Raw genomic sequence first — 17,221 nt, 5'->3', positions numbered from 1 at the left:
TTTTTCAGTGGTCTCGAAAAGTGCCGTCTCTGTCCCTTTAAATTTCTCTGCGCATTGCTTTCAGCACATCAATCTCAGTGGCACGCTTTGCAGGTCTCAAGCCTGAAAGCATCGTTACAGCAAGACAGATAACGACAGCGATCAGGACAAGTGTGAACGGAATAGAGGAGAACTGCAAACCTGCCGGAAGCTCTTCATCAAAAGCTGTTTCAAGAATCATCGGCAGTGCCAGATTCACACCAATACTGATCACGTAAGAAACAGCAATTCCTATAACTGCTCCAACCAGTCCGATATACGTACTCTCAAGCAGGAAAATCCGTTTAATGACTTTCGGACTTGCCCCTATTGCTTTCATAATGCCGATATCGGGGGCACGTTCAGTTACAGCCATCGTCATCGTGTTAAAGATCCCAATTGATGCGATCAGTATTGCAATGGTTCCAATGAAGATCAGCCCGGCTTTTGCAATATTGAACAGTGTATTAATCTGACCCATCTCACTAACAATGGAATACACATAATATCCTTCTTCTTCAAGTGAGGTCATCACACTTTTGACAGCTTCAAGATCATCTGCATAGACAGTTGCAGTGTCGTACCCTATATCCTCTCCAGCTTCTGAAGGGTCAGTCAGCATTGCTTTAGAGGTGCCTGTGATTGCTTCGAGTTCGGCAAGCTTTTCATCCGTGATATAGACTTTCTGATCCCAGGCCCATTCGCGGCCCGGTTTTTCAAGCACGCCGGTAACCGTTACAGGGACCGTCTCAGCGATCTCCTCACCATCTTCCATTCTTTTAAACTCAAGATCAAAAGTCTGGCCGATGATCTCACCTGAGAAACGCTGTTCCGGAATCAGATGCCCGTCTTCCCCATACTCTATATCTTCATCCGCCACATCGTCTTTTAAAAGGTTTAACGCAAAATGGTAGCCGACTGCTACTTCATCTTTTGTCTCTGGAAAAGAACCTTCCCCTAACTCAATTCCGGCGTTTTCCATCGATGGGAAGTGACTCTGAACAGTCTGAGTGTTAATTTCATAACCATCTGTGACATAGCGCGTTTCCTGTCTGATCTGCTTGGCTCGGGTGACTGCATTGACACCATCAAGCGCTTCGATCTCTGTTATATTCTGATTGGTCAGGCTCTCAGCATTGCCATTCCCGGTATCTTTTCCGGCAACTTCAATCTGCGTCACTTCCGGAGATTCAATCGTATCTTTAATGACTGTATCATGAAGGCCGAATGCGACTGACGCAAGAACGATCAGGAACGCTACACTCATCGCAGATGCCAGAATCGTCATGAACACACGCATTCGATTCTTCTTCATATTCTGACGGATAAAACGGAACTGGTCTTTCAGCTTCATACGAACACCCCGCTTCGTACAAGTTCTCCATCAGCGATCTCAATCGTACGGTCACCGATTTTAGCAACTTCATCATCATGTGTGATAATCACGAATGTGATCCCGCGCTCTTTATTCAATTTTTTTATAAACGCAAGCAGATCCGCTTCCGTCTCGCTGTCAAGACTCCCGGTCGGCTCATCCGCTAAAATCAGCGGCGGTTCAAGTACCAGGGCTCTCGCAATACTGACGCGCTGCTGCTGTCCGCCTGAAAGTTCGCTTGGATAATGATCCTTAAAGTTTTCAAGACCAACTGTTTTCAACATATCAAGTGTCATCTGTTTTCTGGCCTGTTCAGACATTCCTTTTAAAATCAGCGGCAGTTCAATATTTTCATACGCTGTCATACTCGGGATCAACTGAAAGCTTTGAAAGATAAAGCCCATATTCTTCAGTCGGAATTCAGCAAATTCCTCTTCTGTAAATTCGCTGACCTTTTCATCAAGAATGATAATTTCCCCTTCAGTCGGGCGGATAAAGCCGCTGATCAGGTTTAGTAATGTAGATTTCCCTGATCCGCTTCGGCCGACAATTGATACAATTTCCCCTTCAGCTACATGCAGCGAGATATTCTTCAACACATCAAGACGTGACTGCTGGCCCTTTTTACCAAGCACGAACTGATGGCTTAACTGGTTAATTTCGATCATATTAACACTCCTTTTCCTCATTTTTGGCAAAAAGAAAGAAGGGACCCCAAAATCAGATCCCTTGCATTCAATTAGTCGAACTGGCTGGTGATGAAGTCTGGTGCATCAGCCTCATCAAAGCTGACGAAACTGTAGCCGTTACTCATACGGAAAAATACGAAATAGTCTCCGTACCGCTGTCCGGAATTAATTTCGAACAGCTCCTGAATCTGTTCAGAATCAGTAATCTCAATCGTCGGCACATCCAGATCTTCAGGTGTCATCCGTTGTTCATAAACGATCGCATCAGTCATCATATTGAACTCGTCACCATTAGACTTTGCAACGGTTACAGATTTAATATTTTCAGGCAGGAACAGCGCATCTTCATATCCGTTCTCTTTGAACCACTCAATCGTGTTCGTGTGTTCAGTTGTAATCCCTGCATATAAGTCATAAGGCAACTGCATAGAGAATTGAACCTCACCTGCAGTCTGTTGCTGCCAATTTACTGCAAGCTCTTCTGAAGGCATTGTTTCAAGATCAGCCTTCATTGCATTAATCAGACTCTCCATTTCATCCGGATCAGCAATTCTCACAGGCTCACTGTTATGATTCGAATAAAACATCATGTAGTTCAGATTATCGCTTCTTGAAGCAATATAAACAGGATCATACGTTTCTTTAAAGTCCTGCGTGCTTCTGAGGTCAGCTGTCACATCTTTAAGGAACTCATGATTTACATCATATTCCCGTGATAGTGTACTGCCATCCTCAAGCGTATAGTTAATCAGAACCGTGCTCCATTCATCACTCCTATTATATTCATGATCAATCATGTCACGGTGAATGGCTGTCACCATTTCAATCGCCTCAGGATCTGTTAAAGCAGGGTTAGCAGTTTCTTCTAAATCCCACCAGATACTGTTGCGCGAGTTAGGGCTGTGAATCTCAACTGATGAGACTTCACCTGCAGCAGGCACTTTATCTTCATAAAAACCTGCCACAAGATTGATCGGCACAAGCAGTAAAGTCACAACCACTCCGTATACAATAAATCCTTTCCATGGCCACGACAGGCGCAGCGTTTTTTGCAGGATCATCTGCAAAATCGTATAGGCGATAAAAGCACCTAGCACATAGCCAACGATCGTCCATACCATGTTACCCTGTTGAATCTCAGTGAAATAAAAGCCGAAGATCAGCATCACAAACAGTGTAAGACTGTACAAAAAGACATATCGGACGAAAGTGAATACAATCGTCTGGTCTGTTGCCTCAGAAGGCCGCTTCGCATACGCCAGATACGACAGCGCAACCAGCACTGCAGCGATCAGCGTATAGACGAGATACTCAGTCAGACTGAATGGAGTCTGGGTTAATTCGATCAGACGTCCAAAGAAAATACCGTTTGTCAGCAGCGTATCTGTATAAGCACTTAATGCGAGCCCTGTGACATAATACTGAAGGTTTGTCAGAATCAGCAGAATGATCAGTGCAGGAACAATGATGACTGTGTAAGTCAGTGCACCATGCAGCAATGCATTCCCGACAAACACCCCAACCGTCACTGTCAAAATGAACATAAACAGCATAATCAGATAAGATAATCCAATCCAGCTGAAAATATTAGTGATCGTATAAAACTGATCAGTCAGGAAGGGGTACAGAATGGCAACGAGTATACCTGTAATAACAAGCGGAACGAATAATGTCACAGCACCCGTTACATACACATTTGTTAAGATCGTTCCTCTTTTGAAAGGCAGGCTGTGAAAGAAATCCGTTGCCGATTTATTCGTCATAAAGTTAAGCAGGATAATGCCAACCAGCACCGGGAATGAACAAAATGCAATCAGCTGGAACGGAATTGAAAATTCCATCAGTGGATTGAGTATGCCTTCGTAATCGGCAAATCCTCCATAATACTGATCATTCCGAAGTGTCATCTCACGGATAAACATACTGAGCGGCAGCATAACTGCCAGCGCGATGGCTAAAAATACACCAATCCACGTAATTGATCTCAGCTGCTGTCTGAAAAGCCCCTTATTCCACAATAAGATTCCGGATTTCATAGCCAACACCTCCCAGCTCATAAATAAAGATTTCTTCAAGTGTTAATGGCAGTAAATCAAAGATCGCCGGATTAAAACTCTGTACATAAGGAAGAATCTCTTCCTCACGTCCTTTTACAATAATCAGCAGCACGCTGCCCCGCTTTTCATAATGCAGCACATCAAGTCCGCTCAGGAATGCATCTTTTTCAGGCAGTTGCTTAAATGCGATCTGAAGCTTATGAATATCAGTCTTCAATTCATCCAGATCCCGTTCAAATAACAGACCGCCATTGTGCATGATCCCGACGTAATCACAAAAGTCTTCCATCTCGCGCAGATTGTGCGAAGATACAATCAGCGTCAGACCACGGTCAGCCACATCCTGCAGGATCGCATTCTTCATCTGCTGGCGCACAACCGGATCCAGTCCGTCAAACGGCTCATCGAGAATCAGCACATCCGGCATCGCAGAGAGTGTCAGAATAAATGAAGCCTGTCGCTGCATTCCTTTTGACATCCGTGTCAGCTTCTTATCCGGATTCATTCTAAAATGCTTCGTCAGCTGCTGAAACCTTTTTTCATTCCAGCGTGCATACACTTCTTTATAAAAACCGGCCATATCATTCAGAGAAGTCTGGTGCAAAAAGTGCGGCTGATCAGGGATGAAGAGCACGTGCTGTTTTGTATCAGGCGTCTCAAACACAGGTTTGTCAGCGATTTTTACTTCACCGCTGTCATATCTGTAGATACCTGCAAGGATCTTAAGCAAGGTTGTTTTACCGGCACCATTCGAACCGAGCAGTCCATAGATCGAACCTTTTTTCACATGGAGTGTGAGATTTTCAACAGCCTGCAGATCTTCAAACCGTTTATTAACTGCGGATGCCTGTATCATTTTTCACCCTCCTTTTCACCAACTTCAATTTTTTGAATCAGACTGATCAGATCATCTTTCGACCCGCCAAGAAACAAAAATTCGCTCACAATTTTTTCTAAATCCTGTCTCAGCATCTCCAATCTCTCCCCATTTCCATCATTCTGCAATGGCGCCACAAAGCTGCCTTTTCCAGGAACGGAATAAATAAATCCCTCGCGCTCGAGCTCACGGTAGGCCTTCTGTATCGTATTCGGATTAATCGTCAATTCCTGCGCCAGATTCCTGACAGAAGGTAACTGCTCATCCTGCTGCAGCACATCCTTAATCATCAGCGTCTTCAACTGATCCATCAGCTGCTCATAAATCGGCACCCGGCTGCGCGTATCCAACGTAAACATCCGCACCCTCCTCCAAATATTAGTGTATTACCTGTACTACTTATTGTAATACGGTTGGTACGGTTGGTCAATACTATTTTTTGTAATTTTTTTTGCAGTTGATGCAGTTGGGAAACTGTGGGGTTGTGTTCAGGAGATTATATGGGGTGTTCCGGAAATTATGGGTGAGGTTCATGAAATTACCCATGGCGTTCCGAAGATTTTCGTAATGGTTCAGAAGATTATTAAGGCAGTTCATGAAATAGGGTACATATACCCATCAGAAAATAATCAAAAAACCGCGAGACTTACTCATCGCGGTGGGAAATTCTCAATTTATATACTCTTTTACTGGTCTTATTTACAGGTATCAAATCTGCTTTGTGTAAAAGATATCTTACAGTGTCAGCATTGCATCCTTTTAATAAACTGCGGGCCTGTCGATTTGAAATCGTTGGGTAGATAAAAGTCAGATAAACATAGAGGGTATCCAAATAGGTTTCATCACAAGGTTCGCCACATATATTACATCTGAATCGCTGTGATCTCCATTCGGCTGAAAGCTGTGCGCATGTATGACACCAAACGCCTGCTTGTAAAGAGTCAGGCAGGAGGTTATATTTTTTTCTTACATCATAAATCTTTTCATTCACCCCATAGCTGATAATAGAAGCTGCAATGTCATTTAACTCTATACTCTCATATAATCTATTACAGTTAGTCTCTATCAATTGTCTTAGTTTCATTGTAAATTGTTCAGCTCTGAATAAGTTTTTAGGGAGGATATTAGTAGTTCCAACCGCTTCTAAATGAGCGCTTGAATGTGTGAAGGGAATGAGGGAATAAACGGGAAGATTAACATTGATTTTTTTGAAGAGATTCAGTAGACCTGCCTGATGCCGTTCCGCCTGAACTAATGGGTGAATCCAGGTAGACAGTGAGTGATCATTCTCGTTGCGATACATATGTCCATTTTCATAATCTAATTTTATATGACCTTTAAGGTGTTTAGTTTCAATTGTAAGTGCAAAAGAAGGCGTGATGACAAGATGGTCCAGCTGGATAGTTTCACCTTCGTAAGGAAGAGTCAGGTTTAGTCCGATAAGAAATTCGGGGGATGAAAATTGTTTTAGAAATTGATCGATTCTTTGTTCGCCATATTCACCGGCCCTGATTATTGAAGCATCTTTTAATATGTCGTTTTTGGATAGATGGTGATCAGGGAGATGTCTTGCGAGTAGTTCATATGCGTTGGCACGGATGGAAGGCTTTCTGGAGTGGAAAATCAATATAAATGTACCTCCAATTCTATTTAAGATATACATATTATACCTTCTAATTGCGATGAAGGATGATATTTTTTTGTTTTATAGCGGATTCTGGAGTATAGGTATATGGATACAATCTCCGGAACATAGTATGAAATCTCATGAACCACTTAGTTTATTTTATGAACACTAAAGACAATTTCATGAACCTCACTCATAATCTCCTGAACACCCCATGTAATCTCCTGAACAAAATTTTCCCACAACCCCCAATTTCCCAAGTGCATTCAACTAAGTGATAAAATAAAACCAACAATCCGAAAGCAGGTGACGAGATGGAGAAGGAGATTCAGGTTGCGGAGGCGTCGATTCAGGAGATGGAGCCACGGGTGCAGGCGCACAAGTGGTATCCGCGGTTTCATGTGGCGCCGCGGGCGTATTGGATGAATGACCCGAATGGTTTTTCGTATTTTAATGGGGAGTATCACTTGTTTTATCAGCATCATCCATTTTCACCGGAATGGGGGCCGATGCATTGGGGGCATGTGGTGAGTCGTGATCTTGTCCACTGGGAGCATCTGCCTGTAGCGCTTGCGCCAAGTACAGAAGATGATGCGGATGGATGTTTTTCAGGCAGTGCGATTGAGGTGAACGGGAAGCTGGTCGCTATGTATACAGGGAATGTGTGGACTGGTCCGGATCATGACACTGACTTGAAGCAGGTGCAGATGATTGCTGAAAGCAGTGACGGGATTCATTTTACAAAACGTGTTGAACCGGTAATTAATGAAGCACCTGAGGGGGATATTCACCCTTACCATTTCAGAGATCCAAAGGTGTGGGAGCATAATGGTACATATTATTGTGTGCTTGGATCGCGGACGAAGGATCATCAGGGACAGGTGCTGCTGTACCGTTCGGATGATTTGCTGAACTGGGCGTTTATGGCGGTGGCTGCGAAAAAGGAAGGGAACGGCGGTTTCATGTGGGAGTGTCCGGATCTCTTTCATTTAGGAGAGCATGATGTACTTGTGATGTCACCGCAGGGCGTGAAGCCTGAGGGAGAGAAGTTTCATAATCTGCATCAGGCGGTGTATGTGCTTGGTGAGTTGGAGTATGGGACAGGCACATTTACACACGGGGATTTCCACATGCTTGATGCCGGTTTTGATTTTTACGCGCCTCAAACGCTTGAGGATCCAGAGGGCAGACGCGTGATGATTGGCTGGATGGATATGTGGGAAAGCGAGATGCCGACGCAGGCACATGGCTTTTGCGGGGCGATGACGATTCCGAGAGTGCTTGTGCCGGACGGGGACAGGTTGCTTGTTCAGCCGCTGCCCGAGCTTGCTGAGCTTAGACGGGAAGCCGTTTCCTATGAAAATCAGCCCGTTACAGCTAAACAAACGTTTGATTCAGTCAATGGAACATGTCTTGAGCTGAGAGTTGAAGTAAATATAAAGAATGCGGATGCTTTTCGCGTAAACTTCAGAAGCGGGAGTGAAGAAAAAACGGTTCTTAGGTGGGACAAGAAGGATGCTGCAGTTACGCTTGATCGCACAAAATCCGGCGCTGGCGTCAGTGGTACGAGAACAGTAAAAGTGAATACGGAAAGTGACATATTAAAGTTCCGCCTGTTTCTGGATCAGTCCTCTGCAGAGATTTTTATCAATGACGGAGAGGCTGTGATGACGGCTCGTATATATCCTGAAGAAACGTCAGATGGCATTGAGTTTGAAGCAGAGGGAGAGGCTGTGATTGAGCGGCTAGAGAAGTGGGAGCTTCATTCAGTTTTTTCGCAAAAAGGAGGAATGTAGATGCAATCTATTAATCCAAATAACCAAACCGAACGCGACAACTACAAGCTGTTAACAGGCGGGATCATCCCGCGGCCAATTGCATTTGTAACGACCGAATCAGAATTGGGTGTGCTGAATGCGGCCCCGTTTAGTTATTTTAATATTGTATCCGCCGACCCGCCACTGATCTCAGTGTCTGTTCAGCGAAAAGCAGGGGAGCAGAAGGATACGGCGCGGAACGCAGTGTTAAAGGGTGAATTCGTTGTGCACATTGTGGATGAAAGCAATGTGGATAAGGTAAATATGACGTCAGCCAGTCTGCCGGCTGATGAGAGTGAAGTTGATCTGGCGGAACTGACGCCTGTGAAAAGTGATGTGATAAGCGTGCCGGGGCTTGAAGAGTCCAGGTTCAGGATGGAATGCGTGCTGGAGCAGCATATTCCGCTTGGCGGTCAAGATGGAGTTCCGTCGACGGATCTATTAATCGGCAGAATTGTGCGGTTTCATATTGATGAAGCGATCTATGAGAAGGGACGGATTGATCCTGAAGGGCTTGGCGCAGTGAGCAGACTGGCCGGGAGTTATTATGCGAAGCTTGGTGAGATGTTTTCATTGGAAAGACCAGAATAATATTTGCGTGAGACCGGGGAGCGGGGTGCTTTCCGGTTTTTTTGTTGTGTTTAAAATGGGTCTATTTACACAATTTCCTGAACCACTTAGATAAACTTCGGAACGTGCTGGGAAATCTCCTGAATCCTCCATGTTATTTCCGGAACACCGCATGTAATCTCCTGAACCACGGCTATAATCTCCTGAACCCCCAAACCACACAATTTCATACAACCACAAAAGTAAAACCAACTTTACAAAAAGACAAGTATACTTTACAATCAAACTAACAAATATTGGAGGAGATCAAATGGCCATAAAAAATCGGGTGAAGGAACTCCGGGCACGCGATGGTCTTACGCAGGGGGACCTCGCTAAAAAAATTGGTGTCACCAGGCAGACAATCGTATCGCTTGAAAAAGGCAGCTATACGCCGTCTCTGCTGCTGGCATTAAATATCGCAGAAGTATTTGATGAAGCAGTAGAATCCATTTTTACGAAGGAGGAAGATCAGTGAGAAAAGTATTAATCGAAACGATATGCAGTGTGATTTTTTATGTGCTGTTAGCGGTCACAGTTGGAAGTACGGTGCATTCCATGCAGGAGCTGACGGAAGGTTTTGAAGCACGTGAGCTGGATGATGTGCTTGGCAATACGGTCAGCTGGTCAAATGAAATCAATATTGGGTCTGAGGGCATTATGATTGAAGATGTGCGGGAGGTGACTGATAACGAAACCGGTCAGACAGAGACAGACGTGATCAGCGTAACAGTGAATTCTCTTCCGTGGCTGCTGTTATTCATTTTTACAATCCCGTGGATGATCTACAGCTTTATCACGCGTGACCGTTCAGTATCGTTTAATGTATTTGCGACAAAGATGACTGAATTTCAGGAGACAGATGAAAGAGAAGTACAGATTACCCGTGATGCGACAAAAGCATCTTACAAATCAATCGGAATTCTTGTGCCGCTGTTGCTTGTGCTGGTCATGTTTTATCCTCTCATCTACAATTTCTTGCCAGAATATCCGGTATATCTGATTGCAAGTGCTATTATTGTTCCAACGATTGTGTATGGCACTGTATGGATAAAAGAATATAGAAAATAGGCATTCAAGATATTAGTCGTTTCACTTTGAAAAAGAGGATTTTTTTCTTTTCTGGAGAAGTAGTCAGGTATTACGAATGAAAGGATTGAGTCAATATGATCCACATCAAACATTCACTGATCGGGGAACAAACAATACAAGATCTGGCTCATGATTATGATCTGCCAGAAGTAACAGAGTGCCTGTTTTTAGCACGAGGCCTGAACGATACGTATGTGTTGAAAACAGTGGAGGACAATTATATTTTCCGTGTCTACCGTAAAGGCTGGCGGGAAGAAGATGCGATTTTATTTGAGCTTGAAGCAATTGAATTCGCCCAGCACGAAGGGATTCATTCATCAACTCCGGTCACACGTAAGGACGGGCAGCATCTGACTAAAATTGAAGCACCTGAAGGAACACGTTTTGGCGTGATGTTCACATATTCAAAAGGAGAACGCCCGGAGATAACCGAAGAAAACAGCGGCAGAATCGGACGGGCGCTTGCGAATCTGCATAATGCGACTGACAAATTCAAGCCATCAACCAGCAGAGGGTACGAACTGAATGTGAATCATCTGTTGAAAGCTCCGGCTGCGATTATTATGAAGCGTCTTGGTCATGCACTGACTGAAGAACAGGAGACGCTGCTGCACGAAGCTGTGAGTAAGGTAAAGGAAGTGGCAGAGAATAAAGAGCTTTCCTATGGGTTCTGTCACGGAGACTTCCACAACTTCAATTTCCATTTGCATGATGGCAGCCTTGAAGCGTTCGACTATGATTGCTGCGGTATTGGTTACCGCGCTTACGATATCGCTGTCTTCTGGTGGAACCTGAAAAATAATTATCCACAGCAGGAAAAAACGTGCTGGCGTTCATTTTTGAATGGTTATGAAAGCGTGCGGAAAATCGAAGAACATGATAAAAAGGCTCTGCCTTATTTTGTTGCAGCCCGCAGGATCTGGTTCATGGGCATTCTTGCGGCGAATGAAGACGTCTGGGGCCGCGCATGGATTAATGGGCAGAATATGAATCACTTCTTCGGTCAGCTGGCATCGGATGTTAAATATTTTGAGGAACAGTAAAAACTGCCGGGCTTACCGGCAGTTTTTACTGTTTTAAAATACTCTCTAACGTGCATTTTTACCGGTGATAAAAACAATTCACGAAGCATAAGATGTTTCAGTGTTTTCTGTGAATTAGCACATTTTAATCAAATTTCTAATGCAATTCTTTCGAAAAGTGTGATAGAATGAAAAAGAATTTAAATGAGAATGAGAATCATTTGCTTATAAATCAACGTTCACGGAAGATTTCAAGTTGAAAATCAGGAGTGAAGATCATGGAGAAAAATCTATTTGACGTAACCATTATCGGTGGAGGCCCGGCTGGATTATATTCTGCTTTTTACAGCGGACTGCGCGGCATGAAAACGAAAATTCTTGAATACCAGCCTTATTTAGGCGGGAAAGTTAACGTATATCCGGAAAAAATGATCTGGGATGCAGGCGGTATGCCACCTGTGACCGGTGCTAAAATGGTTGAACAGATGATTGAACAGGGCTTGACGTTTAACCCTTCTGTTTATCTGAATGAAAAGGTTGAATCAATCTCGAAAAATGAAAACGGTCACTTTGAAATTATTGCGGCAAATGGAAATCTACATACTTCAAAAACTGTTATTGTGGCAGTTGGAAGTGGAATCTTGAATCCGCAGAAGCTGCAGATCGAAGGAGCGGAACGTTTTGAAGTCACGAATCTTCATTATACAGTGCAGTCGCTGAAGAAATTTAAAGATAAAACAGTATTGATCTCGGGCGGAGGCAATACTGCGATCGACTGGGCAAACGAACTTGAGCCGATTGCGAAAAAGGTATATATCACGCACCGGAGCTGTAACTTCAAAGGCCATGAATCACAGATTGGCCAGCTGATGGGAAGCACGGCGGAGTGCCTCTTGAATACACAGATTACAAAGCTGCATGCAAATGAAGCGCATGATGCAATTGATCGCGTTGAACTCACACATAGTATTACAAATGAACAGAGCTCATTAGAAGTGGATGATGTCATCATTAACCACGGTTATGAGATTGATGCTTCACTGATTAAAAACAGTGAACTTCCTATTAACATGGTGGACGATTATTTTATTAAAACACAGTCCGGTGGCGAATCAAGTGTGCCTGGACTTTATGCAGCTGGAGATATCTCTAAGCATGACGGCAAGCTGAACCTGCTGATGGGGGCGTTCCATGATGCTGCGGTTGCAGTGAATCAGGCGAAGCGTTACATCACACCGGATGCGGGAGCAGCTGCAATGGTATCTTCACATAATGATGTATTCAAAGAAAAGAACCGTGAACTTGCTAAGAATATATAATGAAATGGCCGGGACAATGATGTCCCGGCTTTTTTCGTGAAAAATGTCATTGAAGAATCATAGATGCTTAGTGGCAGCAACAATAAAGTCACCTTACAGTTATCCACACTGAACCATTTCTGACACGAACATTTCACTCATCCACATGTGGATAATCAGTAATCGTTTTCCTTTACAATCAGCATTTTATAGTGGATATGTGTATAAAGTATGTGAATAACTGAGGCAGTTGTGAGTGATAATATTCGTCTGAGGACTATTTACGATAAAAAAACTGTCTGAGTATATGACTCAGACAGCGTAAGGTTAGATACTATTGTTTTTTGAAATACCTGAATCGTCTCTGACAAGACCTTTGGTTTTAGCTTCATGAAGCTGATTTTTCAGTAACGGATCGTCGTGTTCATGATTGTTGTAATTGTCCGGATTATCTTTCCCAGTCATTTTGTTTAATACACCTTTGACCTTGTCACCGAAATCCTGATGCTTGTTTTCCATTGTAAAACACTCCTTAGGATTTTGTTTTTCATTTACCCGTTTACTATGAAGACAAACATTTGTCACATTTTGCCGGAATGCAGCGGGACGTGACTTTGTTATGATTAAGAAAAATTGATCGGAGCGTTTTGGGATGAAATTAAAAAAGATAGAGGCAGCCGCAATAAAAGTGAGGGAGACATTCCCCCATTTGCTCTGTCCGATATGCGGTGAACAGCTTACAGAACAGTCTTTGTCTATGATATGTGTGAACAGCCATCAGTTCGATTTCGCGAAAAATGGTTCACTGCACCTGTTAACAAAACCAATAAAAACAAAATATACAAAAGAGTTGTTTGAGGCCAGACATACCTTAATGAGCGAGGCTGAGTTTTTTAAGCCTGTGATCAATGAAGTAATAACTCATTTAAAACGCCGTGATTCAGGCGTCATACTTGATGCAGGATGTGGAGAAGGAACGCACTTAGCTCAGATGATAGAAGGGCTGAGTGGATTGGCGGGCATTGGCATCGACCTTGCAAAAGACGGAATTCAAACGGCGGCCCGTTATTACGGGGAACCAATCTGGATAACTGCAGATTTAGCGAATGCGCCTGTTCAAAGCGGGACTGTGGATGTCATTTTGAATATCCTGTCTCCAGCGAATTACCGTGAATTTACCCGGTTGTTAAAAAAAGATGGAGAAGTCGTTAAAGTTGTGCCCGGAGCAGGTTACCTGAAAGAGCTGCGGAGTCATTATTTTGGGGATCAATATAAAAATGATGATACTGTTTCAGCTTTTTACGAACATTTTAATATAGAGAAAAAAATACCGGTTCATGTTACGCAGGTACTGGATCAAAAGGCCATCAGTGCACTCGTTGATATGACACCGCTCAGCTGGCATGCAGCACCGGAGAAAACTGCTTCTTTTAAATCATTAAACCAGACTGAGATGACACTGGATATAGAAATATTAATAGGCAGGAAAAAATGATTTTGTCTAACCTTCCATTATGATAGTCACCACTGTATAATAACTATATTGGGTCTTTAGTATTATCAAATGATAGATAAATGGAATAGATGGAGGGCGTAAGATCATGGATCAGCTGGCTTTTTATCATTTTAAAATAGAGTATGTACTACTGACAATTATTTTTTCGATTATCAGTAGTACTTTAGCTATACAGTTCAGCAGACGGGTAAAATTCACCAGTGATAAACATAAAGAGATGATTCTGATCAGAAATGCTCTACTGCTTGGACTTACATTCTGGCTGACTCATTTTTTTGTATCCATATCAATTGGTTTGCCACATGAGGTAACGTCATATATTACATATTCAGTGATCAATTACACTATGTGTGTGATCGGTTCTTATGGAGCACTGAAGGCTGCACAATCCGTGGTGAAAAAGAATACGGTGAGATATTTTGTTATGAGTGGCGTCATCGCGCTCAGTGTGATCCTGGCGAATTCGGCAGGCTTTATCGCGCTGTTTAGAGAATATATTGATGTAAAGCCAGTCCTGCTGATCATGTCTTTGTTTATGATTTATGGCATGTCTTTATCAATTTACCGTTTCTTATTGCAGATTACTCACGAGAGTTATGACCGCGCCCTGAGGAAATGGAAAGTGGCAGGGAGTATTTTGACTGGGGCAGCACTAGCAGGTGCTCCTTATATTATGCTGACTTCACTTCTCGACTTTTCAACACTGGGCTCTATCAGCAGTCCGCTTGCACTTGTACCATTTCTTTACGTGATTATCGCAAATCTTGTATTAAAAGTTGTACCTGACCTGTACAGTGATCAACTCTATTTAAGGAGCACTGAAGTTTATACCTCACTATTTAACCATAATCCCGCAGCTGTATTTTCAACGGATATCACAGGAAGAATTATTGATGTTAATAACGAGGCCAGAAAACTGAGCGGGTATTCTTATGAAGAACTGCGTGGGATGAATATTGAAGAACTGTTTGAATCGAAAAGAAAGCATAATGTAGTACGCTATTTCAAAAAGGTGTTAAGCGGGTCGATGCCGAGGCTTCAATCGAGAATGATGAGAAAAGACCGCAGTTTTTCTGAAGTATCAATTACAGCAATCCGGACAATCACAAACGGTCAGGTAATTGGTGCATTTGGTATTGTAGAAGATATTACAGATAAGAAACGGACTGAGTCCCGCGTTGAATTTTTGGCATATCATGATGAACTGACCCGGCTCCCCAACCGCAGGAAGTTAAATAAAGTGTCAGAGCAGCTGATTGAATCAGATGCCACGTTCAGTTATATTCTGATGGATTTTGACCGGTTTAAGAGAATCAATGATACATATGGTCATTCGTTCGGTGATCAGCTGTTAAAAGTAACGGGAAGACAAATACGTCAGATTGCCCGCAAGTACAATGCCACAGCAGTCAGGCTTGGCGGGGATGAATTCCTCATTGTATGTGAGTCGGAACTTGCAGAAAAGGCTGCCCGTGATGTTCTGTCGGATTTTAATAAACCGTTATCTGTTGAAGGCACAGAAGTGATGATGACAGCAAGTATCGGCTCCGCGAGATTCGGTGAACATACATCAGACGCTGAAGAATTGCTGCAATATGCTGACCTTGCAATGTATAAGGCGAAGGAAGCGGGCGGGAATCAGCTGGTTGAATTCAATCAATCCTACTCAGAAGACGCCGGCATGCTGCTTGGCATGGAGACAGAGCTCAGGAATGCGATTGGTGAAAAGGAACTCATGGTCTATTACCAGCCGAAAGTAGATTCGAGAACCGGCAGAATTGAAGGCGCTGAGGCGCTTGCGAGGTGGGATAATAAAGAAAGAGGAATGGTGCCTCCGGGAATTTTTATCCCTTTAGCAGAAGAAAGTGGTCTGATTGTACCGCTTGAACAGCACATCATTTATACGGTATGTGAACAAGTCGGTGAATGGAACAGGAACGGTACCTTCACAGGACGGGTATCTATTAATATTTCTTTGAATACCCTGCTGCAGGAAGAATTCCTGGGGTATGTGACCAGTCTGATGAAAACGTTCGAGGTTCCGGCAGAGCTGCTGGAGTTCGAAATTACTGAAAGACTAGTGATGAAGCAGGAGGAGTATGTGAATCGTGTATTGCAAAAGCTAAGAACGATTGGTGTGACAGTCAGTATTGATGATTTTGGTACAGGATACAGCTCGTTAAGCTATCTTCACAAACTGCATGTTGACAGTCTGAAAATGGATAGATCTTTTACACTGCAGCTCGAAACTGACCCTGGTGTTGCCGCAGCTATTATGTCAATGGCTGAAAATCTTGGGCTGAATATTATCGCTGAAGGTGTGGAGACAATCGAACAGGTCCGTCATTTACAAAAGCTTGGCTGCCACTCCATCCAGGGATATTACTATTCAAGACCGCTTAATCCTGTTGATTTTGAAGGGTATATGGCGACTAAGGAAGTCATTGAAGCGTAACATACTGATCCGAAATGAAAGACGCATTTTTCACTTGGGTGTGTCATACTAATATTATCTTAAGTATGTAACTCGAAAAGGAGCGTCAATTGTGTCCATCTTCATTCGTTTTGTCATTTATACCGTCATTTATTTTGTGTTCTCGATGCTGTGGGATCTCGCATTAGCAGATCAGATTAACTGGGGGCCAAATGCTGTGCAGTCCGTTCTCTTCGGATTCTTTTTCACGATGCTGATGTGGTATTTTGAATTAAAAAGAAGAAAAAGAGAAGAAAAGTAAAAAAGCTGAGACACTCATGAATTTTATTTCATGTGAGTGTCTCAGCTTTTTTACCTTCCTGCTTCAGTCAGTCCATGGATGGACTCAATGACTGCTTCGAGCTTGGCTTCAATTCTGTGAAGCAGATAAAGCGTCACAATAATTGGAAAGCCGACATCACTGATGAAAGAAATCCACTGTTCCATTCCCTCATTCCTTTCTGTACCGGATTTTAAAAAGCGGTCAGCCTGAGCTGACCGCCTCCATTACTTATACTGCAAAATCTACTGCTTCAACACCGCGCGATACGATTCGGGCGCTTTTAATCCCAATCAGCGCGCCGGATGTGGAAAGAAAAAGGTTTTCATCAATGACAGTCTGCATAGCTGTCTGAACAGCTGCAGGATCAACAGGCTCAATAGGTGAGTCAACTGTCAGAGTTGTATTCCCGCCCTCAGATGTAATGAAGATCAGTTCCAGTGTTTTATCCATGTGTGTGTCTCCTTTCTG

Annotated in this window: 18 protein-coding genes; 9 read left to right on the top strand and 9 right to left on the bottom strand. The window is 43.2% G+C overall.

Annotation, left to right across the window (positions count from 1 at the left end; genetic code table 11):
• Window positions 1-37: 37 nt before the first annotated feature.
• The 6 genes from JOD21_RS09710 to JOD21_RS09685 all read right to left on the bottom strand — a co-directional run bounded on the left by JOD21_RS09710 (window position 38) and on the right by JOD21_RS09685 (window position 6,679).
• Window positions 38-1,372 (bottom strand): ABC transporter permease, encoded by a 1,335-nt coding sequence (locus JOD21_RS09710; RefSeq protein WP_204729431.1) that lies wholly within the window; start codon window positions 1,370-1,372, stop codon window positions 38-40.
• Window positions 1,369-2,061, bottom strand: coding sequence for an ABC transporter ATP-binding protein (locus tag JOD21_RS09705; protein WP_204729430.1), 693 nt, complete (start codon window positions 2,059-2,061; stop codon window positions 1,369-1,371). The genes JOD21_RS09710 and JOD21_RS09705 overlap by 4 nt, the downstream gene beginning before the upstream one ends.
• A 71-nt stretch (window positions 2,062-2,132) precedes the next feature.
• Window positions 2,133-4,118 (bottom strand): DUF6449 domain-containing protein, encoded by a 1,986-nt coding sequence (locus tag JOD21_RS09700; protein ID WP_204729429.1) that lies wholly within the window; start codon window positions 4,116-4,118, stop codon window positions 2,133-2,135.
• Complete coding sequence (locus JOD21_RS09695) at window positions 4,090-4,995, bottom strand: ABC transporter ATP-binding protein (RefSeq protein WP_204729428.1); 906 nt, start codon at window positions 4,993-4,995, stop codon at window positions 4,090-4,092. The genes JOD21_RS09700 and JOD21_RS09695 overlap by 29 nt, the downstream gene beginning before the upstream one ends.
• Entirely contained in the window at window positions 4,992-5,375 is a 384-nt protein-coding gene (locus JOD21_RS09690) for a GntR family transcriptional regulator (RefSeq protein ID WP_204729427.1), read from the bottom strand. Before JOD21_RS09690 ends, JOD21_RS09695 begins: the two co-directional genes overlap by 4 nt.
• A 287-nt stretch (window positions 5,376-5,662) precedes the next feature.
• Window positions 5,663-6,679: a nuclease-related domain-containing protein gene (locus tag JOD21_RS09685; protein WP_204729426.1), complete on the bottom strand. Its 1,017-nt coding sequence runs from the start codon at window positions 6,677-6,679 to the stop codon at window positions 5,663-5,665.
• Between the two features lie 278 nt (window positions 6,680-6,957).
• On the opposite strand from JOD21_RS09685, the gene JOD21_RS09680 reads away from it, so the two are divergent.
• The 6 genes from JOD21_RS09680 (at window position 6,958) to JOD21_RS09655 (ending at window position 12,502) form a co-directional block, all read left to right on the top strand.
• Window positions 6,958-8,439 carry a glycoside hydrolase family 32 protein gene (locus JOD21_RS09680; RefSeq protein ID WP_204729425.1) on the top strand — a complete coding sequence of 494 codons (1,482 nt, stop codon included), beginning with the start codon at window positions 6,958-6,960 and terminating at the stop codon, window positions 8,437-8,439.
• Window positions 8,440-9,051: a flavin reductase family protein gene (locus JOD21_RS09675; RefSeq protein ID WP_204729424.1), complete on the top strand. Its 612-nt coding sequence runs from the start codon at window positions 8,440-8,442 to the stop codon at window positions 9,049-9,051. It begins immediately after the preceding gene.
• 289 nt (window positions 9,052-9,340) lie between these two features.
• On the top strand, window positions 9,341-9,547 hold the full coding sequence (locus JOD21_RS09670) for a helix-turn-helix transcriptional regulator (protein ID WP_204729423.1): 207 nt from the start codon (window positions 9,341-9,343) through the stop codon (window positions 9,545-9,547).
• Window positions 9,544-10,140 (top strand): hypothetical protein, encoded by a 597-nt coding sequence (locus JOD21_RS09665; protein ID WP_204729422.1) that lies wholly within the window; start codon window positions 9,544-9,546, stop codon window positions 10,138-10,140. Before JOD21_RS09670 ends, JOD21_RS09665 begins: the two co-directional genes overlap by 4 nt.
• 95 nt (window positions 10,141-10,235) lie before the next feature.
• Window positions 10,236-11,204: a phosphotransferase gene (locus JOD21_RS09660; protein ID WP_204729421.1), complete on the top strand. Its 969-nt coding sequence runs from the start codon at window positions 10,236-10,238 to the stop codon at window positions 11,202-11,204.
• Window positions 11,205-11,461: 257 nt separating this feature from the next.
• A complete protein-coding gene (locus JOD21_RS09655) occupies window positions 11,462-12,502 on the top strand; it encodes an NAD(P)/FAD-dependent oxidoreductase (RefSeq protein WP_204729420.1) in 1,041 nt (346 codons plus the stop codon).
• A gap of 306 nt (window positions 12,503-12,808) precedes the next feature.
• Here the strand turns inward: JOD21_RS09655 and JOD21_RS09650 are convergent, their stop codons facing one another.
• On the bottom strand, window positions 12,809-13,000 hold the full coding sequence (locus tag JOD21_RS09650) for a hypothetical protein (protein WP_204729419.1): 192 nt from the start codon (window positions 12,998-13,000) through the stop codon (window positions 12,809-12,811).
• 133 nt (window positions 13,001-13,133) lie between these two features.
• Between JOD21_RS09650 and JOD21_RS09645 the strand changes: the two genes are divergently transcribed.
• The 3 genes from JOD21_RS09645 (at window position 13,134) to JOD21_RS09635 (ending at window position 16,732) form a co-directional block, all read left to right on the top strand.
• Window positions 13,134-13,976, top strand: coding sequence for a putative RNA methyltransferase (locus tag JOD21_RS09645; RefSeq protein WP_204729418.1), 843 nt, complete (start codon window positions 13,134-13,136; stop codon window positions 13,974-13,976).
• Window positions 13,977-14,082: 106 nt separating this feature from the next.
• Window positions 14,083-16,452 carry a putative bifunctional diguanylate cyclase/phosphodiesterase gene (locus tag JOD21_RS09640; protein WP_204729417.1) on the top strand — a complete coding sequence of 790 codons (2,370 nt, stop codon included), beginning with the start codon at window positions 14,083-14,085 and terminating at the stop codon, window positions 16,450-16,452.
• A 91-nt stretch (window positions 16,453-16,543) separates the two neighbouring features.
• Entirely contained in the window at window positions 16,544-16,732 is a 189-nt protein-coding gene (locus JOD21_RS09635) for a hypothetical protein (protein WP_204729416.1), read from the top strand.
• A gap of 50 nt (window positions 16,733-16,782) precedes the next feature.
• Here JOD21_RS09635 and JOD21_RS09630 read toward each other — a convergent pair whose 3' ends face one another.
• Both JOD21_RS09630 and JOD21_RS09625 read right to left on the bottom strand, forming a co-directional pair.
• On the bottom strand, window positions 16,783-16,917 hold the full coding sequence (locus JOD21_RS09630; RefSeq protein WP_204729415.1) for a YvrJ family protein: 135 nt from the start codon (window positions 16,915-16,917) through the stop codon (window positions 16,783-16,785).
• A 64-nt stretch (window positions 16,918-16,981) separates the two neighbouring features.
• Complete coding sequence (locus tag JOD21_RS09625; protein ID WP_204729414.1) at window positions 16,982-17,203, bottom strand: DUF2922 domain-containing protein; 222 nt, start codon at window positions 17,201-17,203, stop codon at window positions 16,982-16,984.
• Between the last annotated feature and the right edge of the window lie 18 nt (window positions 17,204-17,221).

The sequence above is a fragment of the Jeotgalibacillus terrae genome (assembly GCF_016908195.1).
In the GTDB taxonomy this organism is placed as follows: domain Bacteria; phylum Bacillota; class Bacilli; order Bacillales; family Jeotgalibacillaceae; genus Jeotgalibacillus; species Jeotgalibacillus terrae.
This window is presented reverse-complemented; position numbering and strand designations above follow the sequence as displayed.

Excerpts from the sequence above, each read along its gene's own strand:
- JOD21_RS09710 (WP_204729431.1), bottom strand. The coding sequence starts at position 1,372 with ATGAAGCTGAAAGACCAGTTCCGTTTTATCCGTCAGAATATGAAGAAG.
- JOD21_RS09705 (WP_204729430.1), bottom strand. The coding sequence starts at position 2,061 with ATGATCGAAATTAACCAGTTAAGCCATCAGTTCGTGCTTGGTAAAAAG.
- JOD21_RS09700 (WP_204729429.1), bottom strand. The coding sequence starts at position 4,118 with ATGAAATCCGGAATCTTATTGTGGAATAAGGGGCTTTTCAGACAGCAG.
- JOD21_RS09695 (WP_204729428.1), bottom strand. The coding sequence starts at position 4,995 with ATGATACAGGCATCCGCAGTTAATAAACGGTTTGAAGATCTGCAGGCT.
- JOD21_RS09690 (WP_204729427.1), bottom strand. The coding sequence starts at position 5,375 with ATGTTTACGTTGGATACGCGCAGCCGGGTGCCGATTTATGAGCAGCTG.
- JOD21_RS09685 (WP_204729426.1), bottom strand. The coding sequence starts at position 6,679 with ATGTATATCTTAAATAGAATTGGAGGTACATTTATATTGATTTTCCAC.
- JOD21_RS09680 (WP_204729425.1), top strand. The coding sequence starts at position 6,958 with ATGGAGAAGGAGATTCAGGTTGCGGAGGCGTCGATTCAGGAGATGGAG.
- JOD21_RS09675 (WP_204729424.1), top strand. The coding sequence starts at position 8,440 with ATGCAATCTATTAATCCAAATAACCAAACCGAACGCGACAACTACAAG.
- JOD21_RS09670 (WP_204729423.1), top strand. The coding sequence starts at position 9,341 with ATGGCCATAAAAAATCGGGTGAAGGAACTCCGGGCACGCGATGGTCTT.
- JOD21_RS09660 (WP_204729421.1), top strand. The coding sequence starts at position 10,236 with ATGATCCACATCAAACATTCACTGATCGGGGAACAAACAATACAAGAT.
- JOD21_RS09655 (WP_204729420.1), top strand. The coding sequence starts at position 11,462 with ATGGAGAAAAATCTATTTGACGTAACCATTATCGGTGGAGGCCCGGCT.
- JOD21_RS09650 (WP_204729419.1), bottom strand. The coding sequence starts at position 13,000 with ATGGAAAACAAGCATCAGGATTTCGGTGACAAGGTCAAAGGTGTATTA.
- JOD21_RS09645 (WP_204729418.1), top strand. The coding sequence starts at position 13,134 with ATGAAATTAAAAAAGATAGAGGCAGCCGCAATAAAAGTGAGGGAGACA.
- JOD21_RS09640 (WP_204729417.1), top strand. The coding sequence starts at position 14,083 with ATGGATCAGCTGGCTTTTTATCATTTTAAAATAGAGTATGTACTACTG.
- JOD21_RS09630 (WP_204729415.1), bottom strand. The coding sequence starts at position 16,917 with ATGGAACAGTGGATTTCTTTCATCAGTGATGTCGGCTTTCCAATTATT.
- JOD21_RS09625 (WP_204729414.1), bottom strand. The coding sequence starts at position 17,203 with ATGGATAAAACACTGGAACTGATCTTCATTACATCTGAGGGCGGGAAT.